General features: G+C 52.6%; 18 protein-coding genes. 6 read left to right on the forward strand and 12 right to left on the reverse strand.

Annotation, left to right across the window (positions count from 1 at the left end; translation table 11 throughout):
* Positions 1-159 precede the first annotated feature (159 nt).
* The gene (gene pflA, locus ACJY2G_RS09555) at positions 160-900 is read left to right on the forward strand and encodes a pyruvate formate lyase 1-activating protein (RefSeq protein WP_120161208.1); all 741 of its coding nucleotides are present in this window, start codon (positions 160-162) and stop codon (positions 898-900) included.
* A 202-nt stretch (positions 901-1102) separates the two neighbouring features.
* On the opposite strand, the gene ACJY2G_RS09560 is transcribed toward pflA, so the two are convergent.
* The 12 genes from ACJY2G_RS09560 to lrp all read right to left on the reverse strand — a co-directional run bounded on the left by ACJY2G_RS09560 (position 1103) and on the right by lrp (position 18094).
* Positions 1103-2248, reverse strand: coding sequence for an MFS transporter (locus tag ACJY2G_RS09560; RefSeq protein WP_120161206.1), 1146 nt, complete (start codon positions 2246-2248; stop codon positions 1103-1105).
* A 133-nt stretch (positions 2249-2381) separates the two neighbouring features.
* The gene (locus ACJY2G_RS09565; protein ID WP_430319197.1) at positions 2382-2954 is read right to left on the reverse strand and encodes a 4Fe-4S binding protein; all 573 of its coding nucleotides are present in this window, start codon (positions 2952-2954) and stop codon (positions 2382-2384) included.
* Entirely contained in the window at positions 2954-3562 is a 609-nt protein-coding gene (dmsD, locus tag ACJY2G_RS09570; RefSeq protein ID WP_430319198.1) for a Tat proofreading chaperone DmsD, read from the reverse strand. The genes ACJY2G_RS09565 and dmsD overlap by 1 nt, the downstream gene beginning before the upstream one ends.
* Positions 3563-3633: 71 nt before the next feature.
* Positions 3634-4491 (reverse strand): dimethyl sulfoxide reductase anchor subunit family protein, encoded by an 858-nt coding sequence (locus ACJY2G_RS09575; RefSeq protein WP_430319199.1) that lies wholly within the window; start codon positions 4489-4491, stop codon positions 3634-3636.
* A 1-nt stretch (position 4492) separates the two neighbouring features.
* Complete coding sequence (locus ACJY2G_RS09580; RefSeq protein WP_095922658.1) at positions 4493-5110, reverse strand: DMSO/selenate family reductase complex B subunit; 618 nt, start codon at positions 5108-5110, stop codon at positions 4493-4495.
* An 11-nt stretch (positions 5111-5121) separates the two neighbouring features.
* Positions 5122-7569 (reverse strand): dimethylsulfoxide reductase subunit A, encoded by a 2448-nt coding sequence (gene dmsA / locus ACJY2G_RS09585; RefSeq protein ID WP_439291670.1) that lies wholly within the window; start codon positions 7567-7569, stop codon positions 5122-5124.
* A gap of 82 nt (positions 7570-7651) precedes the next feature.
* Positions 7652-10108 carry a selenate/tellurate reductase subunit YnfE gene (gene ynfE, locus ACJY2G_RS09590; RefSeq protein WP_430319201.1) on the reverse strand — a complete coding sequence of 819 codons (2457 nt, stop codon included), beginning with the start codon at positions 10106-10108 and terminating at the stop codon, positions 7652-7654.
* Between the two features lie 201 nt (positions 10109-10309).
* On the reverse strand, positions 10310-11602 hold the full coding sequence (gene serS / locus ACJY2G_RS09595) for a serine--tRNA ligase (RefSeq protein ID WP_112287299.1): 1293 nt from the start codon (positions 11600-11602) through the stop codon (positions 10310-10312).
* A 107-nt stretch (positions 11603-11709) separates the two neighbouring features.
* Positions 11710-13053 (reverse strand): replication-associated recombination protein A, encoded by a 1344-nt coding sequence (locus ACJY2G_RS09600; RefSeq protein ID WP_120161457.1) that lies wholly within the window; start codon positions 13051-13053, stop codon positions 11710-11712.
* Between the two features lie 7 nt (positions 13054-13060).
* Positions 13061-13672: an outer membrane lipoprotein chaperone LolA gene (gene lolA / locus ACJY2G_RS09605; RefSeq protein WP_120161194.1), complete on the reverse strand. Its 612-nt coding sequence runs from the start codon at positions 13670-13672 to the stop codon at positions 13061-13063.
* 282 nt (positions 13673-13954) lie between these two features.
* On the reverse strand, positions 13955-17479 hold the full coding sequence (locus ACJY2G_RS09610; RefSeq protein ID WP_430319202.1) for a DNA translocase FtsK 4TM domain-containing protein: 3525 nt from the start codon (positions 17477-17479) through the stop codon (positions 13955-13957).
* 120 nt (positions 17480-17599) lie between these two features.
* Positions 17600-18094: a leucine-responsive transcriptional regulator Lrp gene (gene lrp, locus ACJY2G_RS09615; RefSeq protein WP_013574775.1), complete on the reverse strand. Its 495-nt coding sequence runs from the start codon at positions 18092-18094 to the stop codon at positions 17600-17602.
* A 732-nt stretch (positions 18095-18826) separates the two neighbouring features.
* Between lrp and trxB the strand changes: the two genes are divergently transcribed.
* The 5 genes from trxB (at position 18827) to infA (ending at position 24515) form a co-directional block, all read left to right on the forward strand.
* Positions 18827-19795 carry a thioredoxin-disulfide reductase gene (trxB, locus tag ACJY2G_RS09620; RefSeq protein WP_120161190.1) on the forward strand — a complete coding sequence of 323 codons (969 nt, stop codon included), beginning with the start codon at positions 18827-18829 and terminating at the stop codon, positions 19793-19795.
* A 129-nt stretch (positions 19796-19924) separates the two neighbouring features.
* Positions 19925-21691, forward strand: a complete 1767-nt coding sequence (gene cydD / locus ACJY2G_RS09625) for a heme ABC transporter permease/ATP-binding protein CydD (protein WP_430319203.1) — start codon at positions 19925-19927, stop codon at positions 21689-21691.
* Positions 21692-21693: 2 nt separating this feature from the next.
* On the forward strand, positions 21694-23415 hold the full coding sequence (cydC, locus tag ACJY2G_RS09630) for a heme ABC transporter ATP-binding protein/permease CydC (protein ID WP_430319204.1): 1722 nt from the start codon (positions 21694-21696) through the stop codon (positions 23413-23415).
* Between the two features lie 53 nt (positions 23416-23468).
* Positions 23469-24203 (forward strand): leucyl/phenylalanyl-tRNA--protein transferase, encoded by a 735-nt coding sequence (aat, locus tag ACJY2G_RS09635; protein ID WP_430319205.1) that lies wholly within the window; start codon positions 23469-23471, stop codon positions 24201-24203.
* 93 nt (positions 24204-24296) lie between these two features.
* Positions 24297-24515, forward strand: coding sequence for a translation initiation factor IF-1 (infA, locus tag ACJY2G_RS09640; protein WP_002211347.1), 219 nt, complete (start codon positions 24297-24299; stop codon positions 24513-24515).
* Positions 24516-24708: the final 193 nt, after the last annotated feature.

The raw sequence follows: 24708 nt of genomic DNA on the forward strand, positions 1-24708 counted from the left end.
TACGTTGTGGATCTCTGGCAAAGCAGTAGCACCATTGCTGACAATCAACCTTATTGATTGTCTGGTATCATAAACCTGTGGTTTCCAGTTTATCTCTGCCAGGCCAGCACCCGCACATGTAGACTGCTATTCATTGGTCAATATGGAGAATAACCCGCAATGTCAGTTCAAGGTCGCATCCACTCATATGAATCCTGTGGCACCGTTGACGGCCCAGGTATCCGTTTCATTGTTTTCTTTCAGGGCTGCCTGATGCGTTGCATGTATTGCCATAACCGCGATACCTGGGACACGCACGGCGGGACAGAGATCAATGTTGATGATTTAATGAAAGAAGTCGTGACCTATCGCCACTTTATGAATGCTTCCGGCGGTGGTGTGACGGCGTCAGGTGGCGAAGCCATCCTTCAGGCAGAATTTGTGCGCGACTGGTTCCGCGCCTGCCAGAAGGAAGGGATTAATACCTGTCTGGACACCAACGGTTTTGTCCGCCGTTATGATCCGGTGATCGACGAATTACTGGATGTCTCAGATCTGGTTATGCTCGATCTTAAGCAAATGAACGACGATATTCACCAGAATCTGGTCGGCGTTTCTAACCACCGTACGCTGGACTTTGCCCGCTATCTGGCAAAACGTAATCAGCGCACCTGGATCCGTTATGTTGTGGTACCGGGCTGGTCAGACGATGATGAGTCCGCGCATAAACTCGGCGAGTTCACCAAAGACATGACTAACATCGAGAAGATTGAACTGTTGCCATATCATGAACTCGGCAAACATAAATGGACGGCAATGGGCGAGAAATACGGACTGGACGGTGTCAATCCGCCTACTAAAGAAATCATGGAAAGAGTGAAAAACATTCTCGCCAGCTACGGGCATAAAGTTATCTATTAAACACAGATATCAAGCCCATTAAAAAGACGCCATTTGGCGTCTTTTTTGCTTTGTGAGACTAAGATTCTCAATGAAACCATATCCAAAATAATTGGAGTTGCACCAAGGCGGCAAGTGAGGAGACCCCGATGAGCTGACCTAAGTCAGTGATTCGGGTCCCGAAGCGTAGCTAACGCAGTTGCAGCTTCAAGAATGAAGGGTACTACGCTGCGGCCACAGGATTATGAGTATGATCCGCTTTACGCATCAGCATCATCAGATAGACCAGCGAAACCACTGCGATCATCACAAACAGCAAACGGTCAGAATAACTCTGCATCAGCATCGCGGTCATTGTCGGTCCCGCAAGGCTGCCGATGGTGTAACTCATTAGCAACGCCTGATTCATCGCCACCAGCTCATCAGCACTCACTTTCTCACAGGCCCATGACATCGCGACCGGATACAGCGTAAAGCCCGCACATCCGAGGATAAACAGCGTCGGCGCCATCGCATACCCACTGAGCATGGCAATACTGCCGAGGATCACACAAAATATCTGGATGCGTAAAACCATCAGGCGACCATAGCGATCTGCCAGACGTCCTACCGGCCACTGTCCGATAATCCCCGCGCTGACCAGCAATGCCATCCAGTAACCTACGTTCGCATCACTCATTCCCTGATGCGCCAGGAACAGCGGCATCAGTCCGTAGAGTGAACCGAGGACAATACCGGAAATAATACAGCCATTTATCCCCAGACGTGCATTACGCCGTCTGAACATCGGCATCACCGCATGGCGCGGTTGTTCACTGTCCTGATCCTCAATATGTGTTAACAGCAAAGGCAGCATCGCAATCACAATCAGTGCAGTCACCCACGGTAAAACGCTGAAGATTGCCGTTGGTACGGTTCCGACCAGTAACTGCCCTGCTACCGTTCCGATGTAATACATGATCATATACGCCGCCAGCAGCTGGCCACGATTTTTGACTGTTCCGCTTCGTAACAGCGCACTTTCCACCACAACCCAGATCAGCGCACACCCAATCCCCGCGACGAAACGGGCCGAAACCCACGTCCAGAAACTCATGGATAGCGCCAGTCCTGCGGTGGCAACAGCAAATATTACACAGGAAAGGTAATAGCTTCGGTTGAAACCAATGCGTTTTATCAGCCCGCCTGCAAGCAAAGTGCCCAGCAGGTTACCGGTAAAATACGATGAACTGACCAGCCCGACCTGCCAGGTCGGTAGCTGTTCATGGCTGAGCCAAAGGGGTACCAGCGTGTTTAAAACGGCGATAGAAATCGTCAGCAAAAGGAGTCCGCACAAGAGCAGAGATACGGGGCGAGAATAGGCGGACATAGGACGTTGATGACCACAAACAGGAGGAAATTGCGCGCATCATGCCACTGACGAATTAAAAGTCAATCTGGCAAAAATTGACCTGAGCACAAACTGCAGAGTGATGATTGAAATCGTTAATCAAGCGCGTGTATCAGGAATCATGATGCTTTAATGACAAGTCAATATCACCATGATAACAAACGAGTTTGCATTTACCGCAACCGTTACATTTTGCGCTATCAACGCTGGGTTGATTTTGTTGATTAAAAAATATTGCCGTGCGCGGACACGCAATTTCGCACATCCTGCACAAGTCATCCATGCGACCAAGACATTGCGGCAAAATCACCGGACGCAAACTAGTATCCATCACGACAGCGGCATCCAGCGCACCATTCTCGCAGGATAACGTACAGGCGCCACAAGCATCACATTCCGCATACTCAATGGCCAGTATCGCCTTCCCTTCACGGATACTCAAAATACCCACCGGGCAAGCCTCTGCACAGCGACCACAGCCATCGCATTTTTGGATAAACTGCGACTCTGCTATTGCCTGAGGCGGACGCGCGCACTGGCGAACCAGCAATGCTTTCTCCGGGCTGACAGTTTGTTCAACAGCCTGTTTTGCGGGTGACAACAAACCGCGGAATAATCCACGGCGGCTGACGGTTCTGCTGCTCATCCAGGTCCGGTAGAAACCAGCGTCGCGTGGATCGCTCATCAGAAATACAGATCCGCTGTTTTCACATCCAGACCCTGCTGCTGGATCCAGCCAAAGAGCGTGGATTCCGCCAGTACAGCCACACCCACGTAAAACGGATGATCAGCTTTCTGCCGCAACAATTCCAGATAACGCCCTGACCACGGCAACAAATGCATTGTCAGAAATTCATTCAACAATGCCGGAGAGTTTTCCGCCAGCCACGCAGACATCATCAGTAGTAAACCAATGTGATCCTCTGGTTCTGCCTGTGTCAGGTGCGGTTCGATGCCGTTTTCGCGCATCCACTGCCGGAGCACCAGCGTTGAATCGCCAAACACGACAGACTCTTTGTCCAGATAGACCGAGCCCCACGGCGGTGCTGGCAGCGCGTAAGGGCCTACAAACAGGCGCTGATAGGCGTCCGCGAGGCTTTCTTGCGCCTGATCAATCTGGCTGAAATATTCATTCACCTGCACTTTGGCATCTTCAGTGGCACAGGGCCACAAGGGTGCCCATTCGCTGTTTTCCAGTAATGCAATTAAAGGCTGAACTTCGCGGGAATCTGGCGGATAAAATAATACGGCACCTAAAATCTTACCGGTTAAACTGATTGATTCTGCTGACATAATTCACTCTGCTTAGAGAGAACACGCCATCGCAAGCGACGTGTTCTCTGATAAATCGGACTACTGATCATTTAGCCGCTGACGGCCATTCCCACAGTCATATGCAAACCATAGAAAATGGCGCGACCAATCAGCTCACTGGCAAATACCAGCACGAACGCCAGAATCATTGATGCCAGTGCCGGACGTTTGCGCATAATCAGCGGACAGAACCAGCAGCCGAGACCGAGAATTACCAGCACCAGCCGCCAGACTGACAGCGAACCGTATTGCGGGATCAGGGCAGAAGCCGCCTGAACAGAACTGTTGATGCCTGCCAGACTTGCGCTTTGCAGCATAACGACTGCCATACTCACGACCAGCGCAGCAAGACTGATAACCGGCAACAGGCGCAGCCCGCAACCACTGATATTCGCACCACGAAGCAGCAGATAACCCAGAACCGGACCACCGATCAGCACCGTCAGCCCGAAATGGAAGAAGGTATACGCATTATCCCAGGTCGGCACGGTATCAATTTCATAAACGCGGCACATTGCGTAGACAAAGCCGATACCGGCCAGCATGGTGACGATCAACCAGATTTTGCCCAGTACGCGCGGCATCTTATTAACCATCGCCAGCAGCCAGTAAATCCCGCCTAAGGCAAAGAAGAATGATCCGCTACCGATTTCGTTGCTCAGCGGCGACGCCCCCAGCCGGTTCAGCGAGTTAAATGCACGCAGGGGTGAGCCCAGATGCAGAACTGAAGCGATAAAAGCAATCGCCATTAGTGCCCACAGGAAGAACATCGAAAGATGTATCCTTCGGACATCTTCTTTACTGCGTTGGGTGAGAAGCGCGATAGCCAGCACAATAAATGCACCCACCACACACTGCCCCAGAACCGTAAAGACCATTAAAGGCCATTCATGCCATCCGTTTCCCATCTCAAACCTCCTTCGGGTTAGCCAGATAACCCGTGGTATCGCCTACAGGACGGCAATTCGCATTGGGTTTGATGACGATATTTGGGTGTGTAAAATGTGAGGCCGGCAACGGAGCCACTTCAGCCAGATCACCGTATTTTGCACGCAGCTCTTCAATCGGCGCCATATCCAGCGCACGTAACGGGCAGGATTCCACACAAATCGGTTTCTTACCTTCCGCAATACGCTCATAGCAGCCGTCGCATTTGGTCATATGACCTTTGGCTTCGTTGTACTGTGGCGCACCGTACGGACACGCCATGTGACAATAACGGCAACCGATGCAAACGTCTTCGTTCACCACCACGAACCCATCTTCACGCTTATGCATCGCGCCACTCGGACACACTTTGGTACAGGCTGGATCTGCGCAGTGGTTGCAGGAAATCGACAGATAATACGCAAAGACATTCTGATGCCAGCCATCGCCGTCCTTCTGCCAGTCGCCACCGGCATATTCATAGATGCGGCGGAAACTGACGTCCGGCGTTAAGTTTTTGAAATCTTTACAGGCCAGTTCGCAGGTTTTGCATCCTGTGCAGCGGCTTGAGTCAATATAAAAACCATATTGAGTTGTCATGTTTTACTCCGTTAAACCTTAGCCACTTGCACAAGGTTGGTATGAGAGGGGTTACCTTTCGCCAGCGGTGAAGGTCTTTGAGAAGTCAGTACGTTAATGCTACCCGCACGGTCAATCTTTTTGCTGTCAGGGGAATACCAGGCACCTTCTCCGAGCGCCACAACGCCCGGCATCATGCGCGGCGTCACTTTGGCAGCAATCTGAACTTCGCCACGATCGTTGAAGATGCGGATCATGTCGCCGTTGGTGATGCCACGCTGCGCAGCATCCATCGGGTTGATCCACATTTCCTGACGGCATGCGGCTTTCAGCACATCAACGTTGCCGTAAGTGGAGTGCGTACGCGCCTTGTAGTGGAAACCGGTCAGCTGTAACGGATATTTGCTGGCCAGCGGATCGTCATAGTTTTCGAAACCAGCGGCATAGACCGGCAACGGATCAATGACATCGTCTTTAGAGAGTTCCCACTCAGAGGCAATTTTCGCCAGTTCCGCGGAGTAGATTTCGATTTTGCCAGACGGCGTGCTCAGCGGATTGGCCGCCGGATCTTCACGGAATGCTTTGTAAGCGACGTGATGCTGTTCAGGATCGCGTTTTTTGAACATGCCCTGTTTGCGGAAGGTGTCGAAATCTGGCAGTTCAGGCAATGCTTCACGGGATTGCTGATACAAATGACGCAACCACTCCTCCTGCGTACGGCCTTCGGTGAACTGCTGCTCAACACCCATACGGCGGGACAACTCGCTGGTCATCTCATAAATGTTTTTGCACTGGAAGCGAGGCGTGATCGCCTGATCAGCAAAAATGATGTAATCCATGTTGCCGCACGACGCATCGAGGCAGAAATCCATCTGCTCAGAGGCGGTACAGTCAGGCAGGATAATGTCGGCGTATTTCGCCGAAGACGTCATGTGATTATCAATCACCACAATCATCTCGCATTGCTGGTCATCCTGCAGAATATTGTGGGTGCGGTTGATATCAGAATGCTGGTTAATCAGGCAGTTACCAGCGTAATTCCAGATAAATTTGATCGGCACATCCAGTTTCGCTTTTCCGCGTACGCCATCTTTAGTGGCAGTCATTTGCGGACCACGCACAATCGCGTCCGTCCACATAAACATGGATATGCTGGTCTGAACCGGGTTTTCGAGCGTTGGCATACGAACAAACGGAATTTCGTAAGAGCCTTCGCGGGCACCGGAATTGCCGCCATGAACGCCCACGTTACCGGTCAGAATTGCCAGCATAGCGATTGCACGGGTGGCAATCTCACCATTTGCATGACGCTGCGGCCCCCAGCCCTGGGTGATAAATGCCGGTTTCGCCTGACCGATTTCGCGCCCCAGCTTGACGATTTTATCGACAGAAATACCGGTGATTTTTGATGCCCATTCCGGCTTTTTTGCCACGCCATCGGGGCCGGTTCCGAGAATATACGCTTTATAATGTGCATTCTGCGGGACACCTGCCGGTAATGTTTTTTCGTCATAACCGACGCAATATTTGTCGAGGAAAGGCTGATCGACCAGATTTTCAGTGATCATGACATGCGCAAGCGCCGCAGCCAGTGCGCCATCCGTACCCGGTCGGATCGGCACCCATTCGTCTTCACGGCCGGCACCGGTATCGGTATAACGCGGATCGACAATGATCATGCGGGCGTTGGAACGCTGACGTGCCTGTTCGAGGTAATACGTCACCCCGCCGCCGCTCATGCGCGTTTCGCCCGGATTATTACCAAACAACACCACCAGTTTGCTGTTTTCGATATCAGACGGGCTGTTGCCATCCGCCCAGCCACCGTAGGTATAATTCAAACCGGCAGCGATTTGTGCCGAACTGTAGTCACCATAATGATTCAGATAACCGCCGCAGCAGTTCATCAGACGGGCAATCAGCGTTTTACCTGGCGGCCATGAACGGGTCATGGTGCCACCCAGCGTGCCGGTGCCATAATTCAGATAAATGGCCTCATTGCCATAACGGCTAATTATGTCTTTCAGGCTGCCAGCCAGGGTATCGAACGCTTCGTCCCAGCTGATTGGCTTGAATTTACCCTCACCACGTTTCCCTACACGCTTCATCGGATACTTCAGGCGGTCAGGGTTATAAACACGGCGACGCATGGAACGCCCGCGCAGACAGGCGCGAACCTGATGCAATCCTTCATAATTATCATCACCGGTATTATCGGTTTCGACATAACGGATCTCGTTATCAACGACGTGCATTCTTAGCGGACAGCGGCTGCCGCAGTTTACGGTGCAGGCACTCCAGACAATTTTCTCGTCTGCGGTTTTAACCGAATCCTGACGTGTTTCAGCACGTATTGATTTAAACGGCAGTGATATGCCCCCGACGGCAGCGGCCATGCCGGCGAGCGTAGTTCCCCTAACCAGGTCACGGCGACTGATCCCTCCGCCTGAACCCGTTTTCTTACTGTTTGAATCCGACATTACTTACTCCGTTGCGCCCTCATCTGAAGGGCGAAAATTTAACAACCATGTCATTGAGCCTGGCTCCTGGGCCGTAGCTTCTTTAGACTTTTTCTATTTGAATCAAATTCGTATGCTGAGGATTTCCTTTCGCCAGCGGGGACGGGCGTTGAGTCGTCAGCGTATTCATGCAGGCACCATGGTCAATACGGTCACCACTCATATTGGCCTGATGCCATGCGCCCTGCCCCATAGCAACAACGCCGGGCATGATGCGCGGCGTTACTTTGGCTGCCACACGCACTTCGCCACGGTCATTAAACACTTTCACTTTGTCACCGTTCTCAATACCACGGGTTTTGGCATCCAGCGGATTGATCCACACTTCCTGACGGCATGCAGCCTGCAGCACGTCGATATTGCCGTAAGTGGAATGGGTGCGGGCTTTGTAGTGGAAGCCGAACATTTGTAGCGGGAACTGGCTGCGTTTCGGGTCATCCCAGCCTTCAAAGGTTGAGGCATAGACCGGCAGCGGACTGATTGTTTCGTCTTTTTGCAGCTCCCATTCGCTGGCAATTTTCGCCAGTGCAGAGGAATAAATTTCGATCTTTCCTGAGGGTGTTTTCAGCGGATTAGCGACAGGATCCTGACGGAATTTTTTATAGGCCACAAAATGCCCTGCCGGATCTTTACGTTTATAAATTCCCATTTCGCGCAATTCTTCATACGCAGGTAACGCCGGGTCTTTCGCTAGCATTTTGGTGTACAGATACTGCAACCATTCCCGCTGGGAGCGGCCTTCGGTGAATTTGTTGTAAACATCCGGACCAAGACGACGCGCCACTTCGCTCATCATCTCGTAAATTCCTTTGCGCTCGAATTTGGCAGAGGTCGCGGGCTGGATGAAAATCAGGTATCCCATATTGCCGGCGTAATCGTTGGGAATAATGTCTTCCTGTTCGACGGTCATAAGATCCGGCAGCAGGATATCGGCGTACTTCGCCGATGATGTCATGAAGTTTTCCAGCACCACAATCATTTCGCACTGCGAGTCATCCTGCAGAATATCGTGGGTTTTATTGATATCGGAATGCTGGTTGGTGATGGTGTTACCGGCATAGTTCCAGATGCATTTGATCGGCACATCCAGCTTGTCTTTACCGCGCACGCCATCTGCTTTGGCAGTCATTTCAGGTCCGCGCGCAATGGCATCGGTCCAGCTAAAACAGGAAATCTGTGTTTTCACCGGATTTTCCAGCACCGGCATTCTTTCGATAGTAATGGTATAGGTTGATTCACGCGCACCGCTGTTACCACCATTGATACCGACATTGCCGGTCAGAATCGGCAGCATAGCGATAGCCCGGGACGTCAGTTCACCATTGGCCTGACGCTGCGGGCCCCAGCCCTGAGAAATATAAGCAGGTTTGGCTTGTCCGATTTCCCGGGCCAGTTTAACGATGCGATCCACAGGAATGCCGGTAATACGGGATGCCCATTCAGGCGTCTTCGCCGTCGCATCTTCGCCCTGACCGAGAATGTACGCTTTGTAGTGGCTGTTTACGGGTGCATCCGCGGGCAAGGTTTTTTCGTCGTAGCCCACGCAACAGGCATCGAGGAAAGGCTGATCAACCATGTTTTCGGTGATCAGCACATGTGCAAGACCGGCGACCAGTGCAGCATCGGTTCCCGGGCGGATCGGGATCCACTCATCTTCACGGCCTGCAGCAGTGTCGGTGTAGCGCGGGTCGATCACGATCATTCGGGCACTGGAACGCTGACGCGCCTGCTCCAGGTAATAAGTGATACCGCCACCGCTCATGCGTGTTTCGGCAGGATTGTTACCGAAAAGCACCACCAGCTTACTGTTTTCAATATCTGATGTGCTGTTGCCATCATTACTGCCATAAGTGTATGGCATGGCGCAGGCGATTTGCGCTGTACTGTAAGTCCCGTAATGACTGAGGAAGCCGCCGTAACAGTTCATCAGGCGGGCAACCAGCGAGGCGTAAGGGGAAGAACGGGTGATATTGCCGCCGACAACGCCGGAGGTGTAGTTGATGTACACGGCCTCATTGCCATATTTAGCAACAATACGCTTCAGGTTATTGGCGATTTCATCAAAGGCTTCTTCCCAGCTGATGCGCCTGAATTTACCTTCGCCACGTTTACCGACGCGCTTCATCGGGTAATTCAGACGCTCCGGATGGTTCATTCGCCGGCGGATTGAGCGGCCACGCAGACAGGCGCGAACCTGATGGTCACCGTAGATGTCATGTCCGGTATTATCGGTTTCAACCCAGTACACTTCATCATCACGTACATGTAATCGCAGGGCGCAGCGGCTGCCGCAGTTAACCGAGCAGGCACCCCAGACCACTTTGTCTTCAGGTGCGGAATTTTTCGCCTCACCCACAGCCTGTGCCAGTGCTTTGCGGCTGAATGGCAGAGATACGCCGCCCGCGGCAATGGCCAGTCCTGCCAGCGTTGATGTTTTCATCAGCGTCCGGCGGCTGATACCACTTTTTATCGTGATGACTTCAGGTTCGATTACCGACATTTTCCTGCTCCGGTCATAAAGTAGTTACCCACTCAGAATGCAGGGATACTACTAATAAGGAGGTAGGAAACTTTGTCTGCTATCAAAAAAGGCAGGGTTGTGTTGGCGGAAATGAGGAATTCTTAACGCAGCGCACGATTTTATGCATAAAAAAAGCGCCCTCAGGCGCTTTTTCGCTATATTACTGAATATACAACGGCATTAGCCGATATATTCTAAACCGCCCATGTAAGGACGTAATACTTCCGGCACTTCAATACGGCCGTCAGCTTGCTGGTAGTTTTCCAGCACAGCCACCAGCGTACGACCCACAGCCAGACCAGAACCATTCAGGGTATGAACCAGACGTGGTTTTTTGTCAGTTTTGCTGCGGCAGCGCGCCTGCATACGGCGGGCCTGGAAATCACCCATATTTGAACATGAAGAAATTTCGCGATAAGTATCCTGCGCTGGCAGCCAGACTTCCAGATCGTAGGTTTTGCATGAGCCAAAGCCCATGTCGCCGGTACACAGCAGAACTTTGCGGTACGGCAGATTCAGCAACTGAAGCACTTTTTCTGCATGACCAGTCAGTTCTTCCAGAGCATCCATCGATTCTTCCGGACGAACGATCTGTACCATCTCGACCTTGTCAAACTGGTGCATACGGATCAGACCACGTGTATCACGACCGTAAGACCCGGCTTCTGAACGGAAGCAAGGCGTGTGCGCCGTCATTTTCAGTGGCAGAGATTCTTCTTCAAGAATTTCATCACGCGTCAGGTTGGTCAGTGGAACTTCAGCCGTCGGTATCAGCGCATAGTTGCTGCTGCCCGCTTCTTCACCCAGCGGTTTAGTATGGAACAGGTCTTCGCCAAATTTCGGCAACTGGCCAGTACCGTACAACGTTTCCTGGTTGACCAGATATGGAACGTAAGTTTCCAGATAACCGTGCTGTTCGGTGTGCAAGTCCAGCATGAACTGGGACAGTGCGCGATGCATACGGGCGATTTGCCCTTTCATCACCACAAAACGCGCACCGGTCAGCTTAACAGCCGCGGCAAAATCAAGACCACCGGCCATTTCGCCCAGCGACACGTGATCACGGACAGTGAAATCGTACTGACGCGGCGTGCCCCAGCGGCTCACTTCCTGATTGTCGTTTTCGTCTTTACCAGCAGGTACGGAATCATCAGGCAGGTTCGGAATAGCAGAAGCGATATCACGGATATCATTTTGCAATGCTTCCAGTTCAGCCTTCGCGGCATCCAGCTTCTCACCCAGCGTATTCACTTCCAGACGCAAAGGTTCGATGTCTTCGCCACGGGCTTTTGCCTGACCGATAGTTTTCGATCGTGCGTTACGTTCAGCCTGGAGAGTTTCCGTTTCTACCTGCAAGACTTTGCGGCGTTCTTCCTGAGAACGCAGCGTTTCCACATCGAGTTTAAAACCTCTGCGAGCGAGTTTTTCTGCAACTGCGTCTAGCTCATTACGCAGCATATTGGGATCGAGCATGCTAATCCTGTACGTGTCATTATTGAATGTTATTTTGACGATGCACGCTGACTGAAACGGCAGCGTGTCAAAGAGTTATCACGGGTAACCTTACCGCAACGATAAAGTTAGCGGTAGCGTTTTGTCGGGCTATTTTGATCTTGCTCGGCAAGCCATGCCAGCTTTTCGCCGATCTTGCCTTCCAGCCCGCGTGACGTCGGGTAATAATACTGCGTACGGGCCATTTCAGGTGGGAAATAATCTTCGCCCGCTGCGTAGGCGTTGGGTTCATCATGTGCATAACGATACTCCGCACCCAACCCCATTTCTTTCATCAGCTTGGTCGGCGCATTACGCAGATGTTCCGGTACATCGTAATCTGCCATTTCGCGCGCATCGCGCATCGCCGATTTGAACGCGGTATAAACCGCATTACTTTTCGGCGCACACGCCAGATACACAATCGCCTGAGCAATCGCCCGTTCACCTTCCGCCGGACCGACGCGCGTGAAGCAATCCCAGGCAGCAAGCGCCACCTGCATACCGCGCGGATCCGCATTACCGACATCTTCTGAGGCAATCGCCAGCAAACGGCGCGCCACATACAGCGGATCGCCGCCGGCAGTGATGATTCTGGCATACCAGTAAAGTGCGGCATCAGGCGAGGAGCCACGGACTGATTTATGCAACGCAGAGATTAAATCGTAAAAACGGTCGCCTTTATTATCGAAACGCGCGCTGCGCTCACCGGCTATTTCCGTGAGCAATTCTGGCGTTAACGTCCGGTAACCTTTGGCGTCAATTTCGGCCATATCGGCCATCATCTCAATACTGTTCAAAGCACGGCGCGCGTCACCATTCACCAGTTCGGAAAGCATGCGGCGGGTTTCCGGCGGGACACGGATTTTTTCATTGGCATAACCGCGCTCAGCGTTGGTCAGTGCCTGATCGATCACTTTCTCAATATCTTCCGCTGTCAGTGATTTGAGCAGATAAACACGTGCGCGGGAAAGTAATGCGGAATTGAGTTCGAACGAAGGGTTTTCAGTCGTCGCACCAATGAACGTTATGGTGCCGTCTTCTATGTGCGGCAGGAAAGCATCCTGCTGACTTTTGTTGAAACGATGGACCTCATCAACGAACAAGATCGTTCGCCGCCCGGCATCACGATTCTGCCGGGCACGTTCAATCGCTTCACGGATATCTTTTACGCCTGATGTGACCGCCGAAATACGCTCAACATCGGCATTAGCATAGCGGCCAATCAGTTCTGCCAGCGTCGTTTTCCCGGTACCCGGTGGCCCCCATAAAATCATCGAATGCAGCTGCCCTGCTTCAATCGCCCGCGGCAGAGGTTTGCCCGGCGCTAACAGATGCTGCTGCCCGATATATTCTGCAAGGGTTACTGGCCGCATACGGGCGGCCAGTGGCTGGAATTCGTTTTGGGAAAAATCGAGTGACAGATTACTCAAACTAACCTCACTGACGCTGGTCATCCACCGTCACACCCTTAGGTGGAGTAAATTTAAATTTAGCATCATCTACAGCCGCATTTTGCTCGCCCTTCAGGGTATAAGCACTTTTTTGGCCGTCCTGCTCAACCGCAGTAAAACTTTTGATGGTGCCGGTCGGCGTGACTGTGATTGCGAATTGCTTCAGATTGCCCGTAGAAGCTTTTGGCGTTAATTCAAAATCATCGCCTTTCTGCTTCACGTTGTATTTAGCCCAGTCGCTGCTGTCGTTACGGGTGATCAGCATGAACGGCGTATTGCCGGTCGCGTTTTTCAGCCAGGTCGCCGTGACCTGCTCAACGAACGGGTTGTAGAACCACAAGGTTTTGCCGTCAGAAACCAGAATGCTTTCATCTGGCGTCGTCATATGCCAGTTAAACAGGTTCGGACGTTTGACCCAAAGCTGACCTTCGCCCTGCTGGACGGCTGCACCATCATCGCTTGTGACAGTCTGAGTGAAGCTGGCGTGGAAAGTATTGAGTTTGCCCAGACGGGATTTGAGATCACTGCTGGCGTCCGCTAATACGGAAGCGGAGGTAAATGCGGTCAGTAAACACCCTACCATTAACAATTTTTTCATTCTTATACTTACCTCAGAAATCCATAAACTTCAGACGATGCCTTTTACACAGGCAAAAGACGTATGGTGCGAACTCTATCCGAGGCAGCGCTCCGGTGGTAGCTCAATCATCTGAAAAACATGTGTTTTACGCATCTTTGCAAATATCCTTCATCATTCGAACTGCCTCTGCGTTGGCTGCCTTCTATCACCCCGGTCACTTAGTAAGCTAAGCTCCCGGGGTTAGGTCAGTTGCCGCCCTGACTCAGCCCGAATGACTGTGGACATTAATTTTGGAAGGATTTACTCATGCGATGGCGGTGCCAGTACTTCACGGTTGCCGTTATGACCCGGCGTACTGACAATGCCCTGCGCTTCCATTTGTTCAACGATACGTGCCGCGCGGTTGTAACCAATACGGAACTGACGCTGAACGCCTGAAATTGATGCACGACGTTTGTCGACGACGAATGCCACAGCCTGATCAAACAGAGCATCAAGCTCTTCATCACCGTCCAGACCTAAACCGCCACCTTCACCATCGTCACCACCGGAAACAATGCTTTCGATGTATTTCGGACGACCGCGGGCTTTCCAGTCCTGAACTACCGCATGAACTTCCTGGTCACGGACGAACGCACCGTGAACACGCACCGGAATCGAGGAGTTTGGCGCCATGTACAACATGTCCCCCATTCCTAACAGGGATTCAGCACCGCCCTGATCCAGAATGGTACGGGAGTCGATTTTACTCGACACCGTAAAGGCGATACGGGTCGGGATGTTCGCTTTAATCAGACCGGTGATCACATCGACAGAAGGTCGCTGCGTCGCCAGAACCAGGTGAATACCTGCGGCACGGGCTTTCTGGGCCAGACGCGCGATCAGTTCTTCTACCTTTTTACCGACGGTCATCATCAGATCGGCAAACTCATCGACCATCACCACGATAAACGGTTCTTTTTGCAGGTATGGCGGCTCAGCAGCCATACCATCACCCGGCTTCCAGAATGGATCAGGAATTGGACGTCCCATCGCTTCCGCTTCCAGAATTCGTTCGTTATAGCCCGCAAGGTTACGTACGCCCAGCGCCGACATCAGTTTATAGCGACGTTCCATCTCGCCGACACACCAGCGCAGCGCATTGGCTGCATCTTTCATATCGGTGACCACTTCAGTCAGCAAATGCGGAATGCCTTCATATACCGACAACTCGAGCATTTTCGGGTCGATCATAATGAAGCGCACATCTTCCGGCTTGGATTTGTAAAGCATACTCAGGATCATGGCGTTAACGCCGACAGACTTACCGGAACCGGTCGTACCGGCCACCAGCAAGTGAGGCATTTTCGCCAAATCGGCGATAACCGGCTCACCCGAAATATCTTTACCCAGCACAATCGTCAGCGGAGACGTACTTTCTTTAAATTTCGCACAGTCCAGCACTTCCCGCAGATAAACGGTCTGACGTTTCTTGTTTGGCAATTCCAGGCCGACATAAGGCTTACCGGGAATAACTTCCACGACACGCACCGCAACGGCTGACAATGAACGTGCAAGGTCACGCGAAAGGTTAGAAATACGCGCGGCTTTAACGCCCGGCGCCAGATCCAGTTCGAAACGTGTAATGACCGGACCCGGTAATTTGCCGACGACGTCTGCTTTGATGCGGTAATCATTCAGGCGGGCTTCGATAAGGTTACCCATCTGTTCCAGCGCGAACTCGTCCACAGGTTCCGCTTCCGCCGGAGGCGATGTCAGCAAATCCAGTGATGGCAGCGGCGTAGTCGGTTTCACCAGCGGCTGTTCATTACGCATCAGGAACGGGTGGATCAGGCTGTCCATGTCAGGCTGCGCCGATGGCGATGACTGACGTGGCGCTTCATATTCCTGCGCATGTTGAACCGGTTCCGAAGCCCCAGCGCGCTGATAAGGTTGCTGAGCAAACGCGGCAGGTTGCGGTTCTTCTTCCGCTTGGGCTGACAACGTGAACAATGGCTCAGACGGCGTATCGTCCACCAGATCAGCCATTGGCGAGAAGCTGAAAGCATCGTGCTGACTGAGTTTCATCGCGGCAGCAGCAAAATCATCGGCAGGAGAATGGGAAATTTCTTCCTGATTATTTTGCGAATGATGATGCTGAACCAGACCGCTTTGCGGCTCGACTTCTTGCTGATAACGAGCCTGCTCGCGCGCAGCGAAAGCACTGCGTAATTCAGCTTCCTGCAAGGCGGCTTCAGCGTCCGGTTCACTTTCAGTCACCGCATCGCCGTAACGCTCTTGCTGCTGTTCGGCAAACGCCTGCTGCAATGCGGCTTCCTGCCTGGCTTCCTCGTCGGCCTGAGCCAGAGGATCGTTATGCCAGCTTTCCTGCCCGGTATTTTGCTGGGCCGCAGCTTGCGCATTTTCCTGTTGTTCGGCCATACGCTGAGACGGCAATTTAATACCGTACGATGCCAGCTCGCGACGCGTTGGAATACGCACCGGATTTGGACGCGGCAATTCTGGGCCAAACCCTTTTTTCACCTGCGGATTTTCATCACTCACAGCGCTGAAAGCAGGCATAAAGGTATTGGTTGCAGAAGATGCCGCAGACTGCCCTGCCTGAGCCAGACCCGTAGCAAGTGCAGCCGTAGCGGCAACGCTGGCGGCCTGCGCGGCATCGGGTACCGGCGAACTGAAATCAAACGGTGAACGACTGGGTTCAACGGCTGTTTGCCAGTTCCCGAGACTCGGGCCATCTTCCTGATTGCGCTCAACCGGCGCAGGAGAAGGTGATTGCTGTACCGGCTGCGGATGGCGCGGCACCGGCGTTTCTTCCGGAATTTCGAAATTATAGAGCGGCGGCGCGGTTGAAACCGGCGTAGACGGATAAGGTGAAATCTCAGCCACCGGCGGTTCTGCAGCATAAGGATCAGCTGCTGGCGCTGGTGTCACGACCGAAGCCGCTTCAGCGACTGCTGCGGCTGTTTCAGGAACAGCAGAAGAAACAGGAGCAGAAGGTGCTGGTGCTGCTGGATGCTCATTAACTGAAGGCGCAGAGAACAGGACGTCATCGTCATCGGTATCAGCAGTCACTGCGGCAGCCGCAGGAATCGCTGCTGTTGCCGCTGCACCTGCGACGGCAGGAGCAACTTTAGCTACCGGTTTGGCTTCGTCGTCTTCGAGTAACGGATCGTCGTGCTCGTCGTAGTCATAATCATCGTCACGACGGGAACGGTTGGTCACGATGTTGGTGACACCGAGCACGGCACCGCCAATTTTCTCGGCAATGGTCAGCCATGACCAGCCGGTAAACAGTGTCAGTCCGGCTGCCCACACACATAACAACACCAGCGTCGCACCCACGTTGTTGAAATACGGCGTCATCGCTGTACTCAACAAACTGCCGATGACACCACCGGAAGCGAAGTAGTAAAGGTCATCAATATTGACTGATGCCAGACCACAAGACGTGACAATGAGCGCCAGCGTCCCGATAAGGCGCAGCGAAAGGGCAAAATAATCGACGAAATCCTGTTTATCCCGCTGACGAAACGCCGCCCAGCAGAGGCATAGAATAATTGGGGGAATAGCGTAACCAAATACGCCAAAGATGAAGAACAGCGTGTCAGCCATCCAGGCTCCCACACCACCGCCCCAGTTATGAATTGGCCCATGCCATGCGGTCTGAGACCAGCTTGGATCAGAGGGGTTAAAACTCACCAATGCCGCCATTAAATAAGCAGCAAAAATCGCTACCACCACCAGCAAAGCCTCCAGAAGACGGCGACCATTGCTCAGCTTTTTAAGGGTAACTTCTTTATCTTCTGTATATTCCTGGCTCAAGAAAGGCTCTCCAGGTTCCTGTGAACTGAGAAAAAGCAACAGCGCCGAGAGTCCCCGGCGCCATAGCTGTATAGATACACAGGAGTGTAGCTAAAATTACAAGGTTTTGCACCTGAACAATTACCGGGTTTTGATGACCAGGCGATTTGTCTGTTTTACTTCTTCCATGACCACATAGGTTCGGGTGTCGTTAACACCTGGAAGACGAAGTAATGTCTCACCTAACAGCTTACGGTAGGCGGACATGTCAGGTACGCGGGTTTTCAACAAATAGTCGAAGTCCCCTGAAACCAAGTGACACTCCTGAATATCTTCGAGTTTTTGTACTGCCGCGTTAAATTGCTCAAACACATCCGGCGCGCCACGGTTGAGGGTAATCTCAACAAACACCAGCAACGAGGCATCCAGATAATGCGGGTTAAGCAATGCGGTATAACCATTGATGAAGCCCTGACGTTCCAGACGACGAACGCGCTCCAGACATGGAGTTGGAGATAATCCCACACGTTTGGAAAGCTCGACGTTTGAAATCCGGCCATCCTTTTGCAATTCGTTGAGGATGTTACGGTCAATACGGTCGAGATCTTTTCCCGGACGTTTTTTGTTGTCTACCATTATTATTGTCTCTCTGCTGTCCTTCCCTGCACCTGCCATACCCCAGCCAACTTCAATGTCTAAGGGTTGTCCCAAGCGAAGACCCGATTATTAAGGTTTACGCATCCCAAAGCCGCGTTGATCCCCTGTCAAAAGGAACACGACCGTAAAACGGATACTCAAAAGAAATAACCCTGCGAAATTAATAGATTGCATACAGCCAACCTGATTCACTAAACCCTGCTGCAACAAAAACGCAAAAAAGCAAGACCAGAACGGGTCCGGTAGCAGCCAATTGCATAAATTCAAGTCACAGACAGGCAGTTAATTTCTTCTTCCCCTGATGTTTTCGCAAATGCACAGCGGATTGTCAAAGTAAAAGAAGCAAAATCAGAAGAACGTGCCAACCTGAAAAGCTGATCCCCCCTTTTTAGCTGTCTTTTCTCTTTGGACAATAACAACTCAGTGCGCGAAATAATTCAGCCAAAACCCCACAACCTGCCGTGAATTGTGACTAAAAGACCGCACTCTGTTAAACAACATTCACAGCGACTGACATCACCGCCGTTGTTTTTCACGCTGTTCATCAAACAGTTAAGTGTCTGATAATCAGCAAAGGAAACCTTTTTACCCGTGTTTCTCTGTAAAAACTATCAGACAAATCGTTAACAACATCTGAGTTTGCTTTTTTTACTGCGCCGTTTTCCCTACAATCGGTCTATCGCTTGTCGCTACCGCGGAGATGAATTACGCATGAGTACGGTTAAACACAGTAAATTATTGATTTTAGGTTCTGGTCCGGCGGGTTATACCGCAGCAGTTTATGCAGCACGCGCCAACCTTAATCCGGTGTTGATTACCGGTGTTGAAAAAGGCGGTCAGCTGACCACAACCACCGAAGTCGAAAACTGGCCGGGCGATCCGGAAGGTCTGACCGGTCCGGGCCTGATGGAACGTATGCATGAACATGCGACCAAATTTAATACTGAGATTATTTTCGACCACATTAACAAAGTCGATTTGCAGAACCGTCCGTTCCGCCTCACCGGCGACAGCGGCGAATACACCTGTGACGCACTGATCATCGCCACCGGCGCATCCGCACGTTATATCGGTCTGCCTTCTGAAGAAGCGTTCAAAGGTCGCGGCGTTTCTGCCTGCGCCACCTGTGATGGTTTCTTCTACCGTAATCAAAAAGTCGCAGTGGTTGGCGGCGGGAATACCGCAGTTGAAGAAGCGCTTTATCTGGCGAACATTGCCTCTGAAGTACACCTGATCCACCGTCGCGACAGTTTCCGTGCTGAAAAAATTCTGGTTGACCGTCTGAATGACAAAGTGGCCAGCGGTAATATTGTTCTGCACACCCATAAAACCCTGAACGAAGTGGTCGGCGATCAGATGGGTGTTACCGGCGCGAGCTTGCTCGACGTGCGCACTGACGAGAAATCTCAGGTGGATGTTGCTGGTGTATTCATCGCTATCGGTCACAGCCCGAACACCGGCATTTTCGAAGGCCAGCTGGAACTGAAAGACGGCTACATCAAAGTGCAGTCCGGTTCCCACGGCAATGCGACACAAACCAGTATTCCGGGTGTTTTCGCCGCAGGCGATGTCATGGACCATATCTACCGTCAGGCGATCACGTCTGCCGGTACCGGTTGTATGGCCGCGCTGGATGCCGAACGCTATCTGGACGGTTTATCGCAAGCACCGGATTTGTAAGCATCTCCCCTTCTGTTTGCCCTTAAAAAGAGGCGGCGTGATTGCCGCCTTTTTCATATTTTCAGTTTGCGGTCTGAGCATGTAACATAAGCGCCCTCCCATCCGGATTGCTGCACAGACTGAAGCCTGATGAATAAAACACGACAACAAGAACTTACCCGCTGGTTAAAACAACAAAGCTCCCGCGCCAAAGGCTGGATCCGACTGTCTATGATGCTGGGTCTGCTTTCTGGTTTACTGATCCTCGCACAGGCCTGGCTGATGGCCGGATTACTGCACAGCCTGATTATCGAGCACACTCCGCGTGATGCGCTGCTGCAAAGTTTCCTGTTAATGGCACTCACCTTTGTGTTGCGTGCCGTCGTGACCTGGCTACGTGAACAGGTGGGCTTTATCTGCGGACGCGTTATCCGACAGGAAATGCGTAAACTGGTGCTGGATCGTCTGGAAAAACTGGGTCCTGCATGGATCCAGGGCAAACCGGCGGGCAGCTGGGCCAGCATCATTCTTGAACAAATCGAAGATATGCAGGATTACTATTCCCGATATCTGCCACAAATTGCACTTGCCGGTATTATTCCTCTGCTGATTTTAGTCAGCGTCTTCCCGATTAACTGGGCCGCAGGGCTGATCCTGCTGGTTACCGCACCGCTGATCCCGCTGTTTATGGCGCTGGTTGGAATGGGTGCGGCAGATGCTAACCGCCGCAACTTTGTCGCGCTGGCACGTCTGAGCGGAAACTTCCTCGACAGTCTGCGCGGTCTGGATACGCTTCGCCTGTTCCACCGCGGGACGGCAGAAATCGACCAGATCAAACGCTCAACGGAACACTTTCGCGCACGCACAATGGACGTTCTGCGTCTGGCCTTTTTATCTTCCGCAGTCCTGGAATTCTTCGCTTCCATCTCCATTGCGGTTGTCGCGGTGTATTTCGGTTTCTCTTATCTCGGCGAACTGAACTTTGGCAGCTACGGCACGCCTGTGACCCTTTTCGCCGGTTTTCTGGTGCTGATACTTGCCCCGGAGTTTTTCCAGCCTCTGCGTGATCTGGGCGCGTTTTATCACGCCAAAGCGCAGGCCGTCGGCGCAGCAGAAAGTCTGGTGACGTTCCTGAGCGCTGAAAGTGCCGATATGGGTGACGGTGATCAGAATTTCCCGGCCGGTAAAACGGTTGATCTGGAAGCCCGCGATCTGATTATTCAGTCGCCGCAGGGTAAAACGCTGGCCGGTCCGCTGACCTTCAGTATTCCGGCAGGACAACGTATCGCCATCGTTGGCCTGAGCGGTGCGGGTAAAAGTTCATTGCTAAACGCCCTGCTCGGCTTCCTGCCTTATCAGGGTTCCGTTACCGTCAGCGGTATGGAACTGAAATCATTACGCAACGATGAATGGCGTAAACAGCTGAGCTGGGTCGGCCAGAACCCACATCTGCCCGAACAAACCCTGCGTGCCAACATTCTGCTCAATCAGCCGGATGTCAGCGATGAACAGCTTCAGTCTGCCATCGACCGTGCGTATGTGAGTGAATTCCTGCCGCTGTTACCGCAGGGACTGGAAACCGAACTGGGCGACAGCGCGGCGCGTTTATCCATCGGTCAGGCGCAGCGCGTGGCCGTAGCCCGCGCCCTGCTCTCGCCGTGCAGTTTATTACTGCTTGATGAACCCACCGCCAGCCTCGACGCACACAGCGAAAAACGGGTAATGAGCGCGCTGAACGACGCGTCTAAAGCACAAACCTCCCTGCTGGTGACGCATCAGCTGGAAGACACCCGGGACTACAACGAAATCTGGGTGATGGATAAAGGCCTGATCGCCGAGCGCGGCACCTTCGCGCAACTGGTGGCTCAGGATGGTTTATTCGCCAGCCTGCTTTCTCAGCGGAATAAGGAGCTGTAAACATGAAAACTCTTCTGCCTTATCTCGCGCTGTATCGCCGTCACTGGTTCCGCCTGTCTCTGGGCATCATTCTGGCTATCGTCACTTTACTGGCGAGCATCGGGCTGCTGACGCTTTCGGGATGGTTCCTCGCGGCCTCCGCCGTGGCGGGTATCGCCGGTTTATACAGTTTCAACTACATGCTTCCTGCCGCCGGTGTGCGCGGGGCTGCGATATTTCGTACTGCAGGCCGCTATGCCGAGCGTCTGGTCAGCCACGACGCGACATTCCGTGTGCTCGCACATCTGCGCGTGTTTACTTTCACCAAAATCATGCCGCTGTCTCCGGGCGGTATTGCCCGTTTTCGTCAGGCCGATTTACTGAACCGGCTGGTGGCCGATGTCGATACGCTGGACCATTTGTATCTGCGGGTGATTTCTCCGCTGGTAAGTGCACTGGTGGTAATCCTGCTGGTGACGTTTGGCCTGAGTTTCCTCGATGTTAAGCTGGCGCTGACCCTCGGTGCGATCATGCTGGTGCTGATGCTACTTCTTCCAGTGATTTTCTACCGGGCGGGTAAACCGGCTGGCCGCGAACTGACGGCGCTGCGCAGTGATTACCGCATGCAGCTGACGTCATGGTTACAGGGTCAGTCCGAGCTGGTGGTCTTTGGCGCTCAGCCACGATTCCGCCAGCAACTGAACGATATCGAGCGCCGCTGGATGTTGCGCCAGCAGCAGCAGGCAAAACTGACCGGTTTGTCGCAGGCGATGGTGATTGCAGCAGCCGGTCTGACCGTGACGCTAATGCTGTGGCTGGCCGCGGGTGGCATCTGCCAGTTCCCGCAGCCCGGCGCACTGATTGCTTTGTTCGTATTTACTCCGCTGGCCGCTTTCGAAGCGCTGGGGCCGGTCGCTGCGGCATTCCAGCATCTGGGGCAAGTCATCGCTTCCGCTCAGCGCGTCAGCCAGATTATTGACCAGCCCGCAGACGTAACCTTCCCGACACAAGGTCCTGTTGCCGCTGAACACGTCAGCCTGTCGCTGCAAAATCTGAACTTCACCTATCCCGGACAACCGCTTCCGGTGCTGAAAAACGTCACGCTGGATGTCCGGGCCGGTGAACATATTGCCCTGCTCGGCCAGACCGGGTGTGGCAAATCCACCTTGCTGCAATTGCTGACCCGCGGCTGGGATATCACCCGCGGCACGCTTGAAATCAACGGTCATGCTATCGGTGACTACGATGAAGCAACGCTGCGTAAGATGATCACCGTTGTCAGTCAGCGCGCACATGTCTTTAACACTACGCTGCGCGAAAACCTGCGTATAGCATCACCGCAATGCACCGATGAGCAGATCGCGGAAGCCCTGAGACAGGTTGATTTAGATGTGTTGCTGAAAAATGAAGGCCTGAACGCCTGGCTCGGTGAAGGCGGGCGTCAGCTTTCCGGTGGTGAACAGCGTCGTATCGGGCTGGCGCGTGCTTTGCTGCATGACGCTCCGCTGTGGTTGCTCGATGAACCGACAGAAGGGCTTGATGCGGAAACGGAACAACATATTTTGGCACTGCTGCACAAGCATTGTCAGAATAAAACGCTACTCTTAGTGACGCACCGGCTGCACGGTCTGGAAACTTTCGACAGGATTTGCGTCATGGAAGAAGGTCAGATTGTGGAGCAAGGTGATCATGCGTCGTTAATTGCTGCACAGGGCCGGTATGCGCGGTTTTTGTCACGTACCTGACGTCGTAGTTGCCAGTTTAGCGGCGGCCCGTGAGTCGCCGGATAAGGAGATCTATGCGGTTAGTAAAGCTTGAGGCCAATTCGGTTAATTTTCCGGATCCTGAAACTGCCTTGCAGGAGCCGAATGGCCTGCTGGCTATCGGGGGTGATCTCACCGCCCCTCGCCTGCTTTCCGCGTATCAGTACGGCGTTTTCCCCTGGTTTGAACCGGGAGAGATGATCCTCTGGTGGTCACCCGACCCCCGTGCAATTTTAGTTCCGGATGAACGTCACGTCAGCCGGAGTCTGAAACGTTTCATGCGCAAAATGCCTTTTCGTTTCACACTTAACCAGCAATTTGAAAATGTCATACGCGCGTGTGCCATGCAGCGTGAGGACGGTACCTGGATCGGACCGCTGGTTCAGCGCGGTTATCAGGAATTGCATGAAGCCGGACGTGCGCATTCAGTTGAAGTCTGGGAAGGAAATGAACTGGTTGGCGGATTATACGGTGTTTCTGTTGGCGGGTTATTTTGCGGCGAGTCGATGTTCAGTCGCCGTGAAAACGCTTCAAAAGCCGCGCTGATGGTTTTTTGCCAACATTTTTCCCGCAATGGTGGAGAACTGATTGACTGTCAGGTGCTCAACCCTCACACTGCGTCGCTGGGTGCGAGAGAGATCCCCCGCCGCCAATTTTTGCAGCAGTTATCCGAACTTTCGCAACGCGCGTTAGCGCCGGATTGCTGGTTGCCACAAGACTTATCCCCACATGATGAAGACCTGCCGGTGTTCCCGAAGGATAGGGAATAGGTGCGGTCATGGACCATACTTCTTTACATAATGTGGGTTTTTCGGCATTATCTTGCCGGTTAAAAACTATGGTAGTTAGACCTAGAGGATTCGATGGCCAAAGAAGACAACATTGAAATGCAAGGCACCGTACTTGATACGCTGCCAAACACTATGTTCCGCGTAGAATTAGAAAACGGACACGTAGTTACCGCACACATCTCCGGTAAAATGCGTAAGAACTACATCCGCATCCTGACGGGCGACAAAGTCACTGTAGAGCTGACCCCGTACGACCTGAGCAAAGGCCGCATTGTCTTCCGTAGTCGTTAATAAGCGGCTCACTCATCGCTGATTTTCCGGCGATACCTGAGGATACCCTTTTCGCCCTTCCTGCTGTTGCAAGGGCGTTTTGTGGTATCCGCAATCCGGCATTTGTTCCACGATGTATTCCACTATCCTTTCTGAAATCCCTCACTAATTACTGCAATTAAATAAAGAATTTCGGAAAGAAAAAAGGCGATGT

It is taken from the genome of Rahnella sp. ATs2 (genome assembly GCF_051851855.1).
Classification (GTDB): Bacteria; Pseudomonadota; Gammaproteobacteria; order Enterobacterales; family Enterobacteriaceae; genus Rahnella; species Rahnella variigena.

Excerpts from the sequence above, each read along its gene's own strand:
- ACJY2G_RS09580 (WP_095922658.1), bottom strand. The coding sequence starts at position 5,110 with ATGACAACTCAATATGGTTTTTATATTGACTCAAGCCGCTGCACAGGA.
- ACJY2G_RS09560 (WP_120161206.1), bottom strand. The coding sequence starts at position 2,248 with ATGTCCGCCTATTCTCGCCCCGTATCTCTGCTCTTGTGCGGACTCCTT.
- dmsA (WP_439291670.1), bottom strand. The coding sequence starts at position 7,569 with ATGTCGGATTCAAACAGTAAGAAAACGGGTTCAGGCGGAGGGATCAGT.
- cydD (WP_430319203.1), top strand. The coding sequence starts at position 19,925 with ATGAATAAAACACGACAACAAGAACTTACCCGCTGGTTAAAACAACAA.
- dmsD (WP_430319198.1), bottom strand. The coding sequence starts at position 3,562 with ATGTCAGCAGAATCAATCAGTTTAACCGGTAAGATTTTAGGTGCCGTA.
- pflA (WP_120161208.1), top strand. The coding sequence starts at position 160 with ATGTCAGTTCAAGGTCGCATCCACTCATATGAATCCTGTGGCACCGTT.
- lrp (WP_013574775.1), bottom strand. The coding sequence starts at position 18,094 with ATGGTAGACAACAAAAAACGTCCGGGAAAAGATCTCGACCGTATTGAC.
- ynfE (WP_430319201.1), bottom strand. The coding sequence starts at position 10,108 with ATGTCGGTAATCGAACCTGAAGTCATCACGATAAAAAGTGGTATCAGC.
- aat (WP_430319205.1), top strand. The coding sequence starts at position 23,469 with ATGCGGTTAGTAAAGCTTGAGGCCAATTCGGTTAATTTTCCGGATCCT.
- serS (WP_112287299.1), bottom strand. The coding sequence starts at position 11,602 with ATGCTCGATCCCAATATGCTGCGTAATGAGCTAGACGCAGTTGCAGAA.
- infA (WP_002211347.1), top strand. The coding sequence starts at position 24,297 with ATGGCCAAAGAAGACAACATTGAAATGCAAGGCACCGTACTTGATACG.
- trxB (WP_120161190.1), top strand. The coding sequence starts at position 18,827 with ATGAGTACGGTTAAACACAGTAAATTATTGATTTTAGGTTCTGGTCCG.
- cydC (WP_430319204.1), top strand. The coding sequence starts at position 21,694 with ATGAAAACTCTTCTGCCTTATCTCGCGCTGTATCGCCGTCACTGGTTC.
- ACJY2G_RS09575 (WP_430319199.1), bottom strand. The coding sequence starts at position 4,491 with ATGGGAAACGGATGGCATGAATGGCCTTTAATGGTCTTTACGGTTCTG.
- lolA (WP_120161194.1), bottom strand. The coding sequence starts at position 13,672 with ATGAAAAAATTGTTAATGGTAGGGTGTTTACTGACCGCATTTACCTCC.
- ACJY2G_RS09565 (WP_430319197.1), bottom strand. The coding sequence starts at position 2,954 with ATGAGCGATCCACGCGACGCTGGTTTCTACCGGACCTGGATGAGCAGC.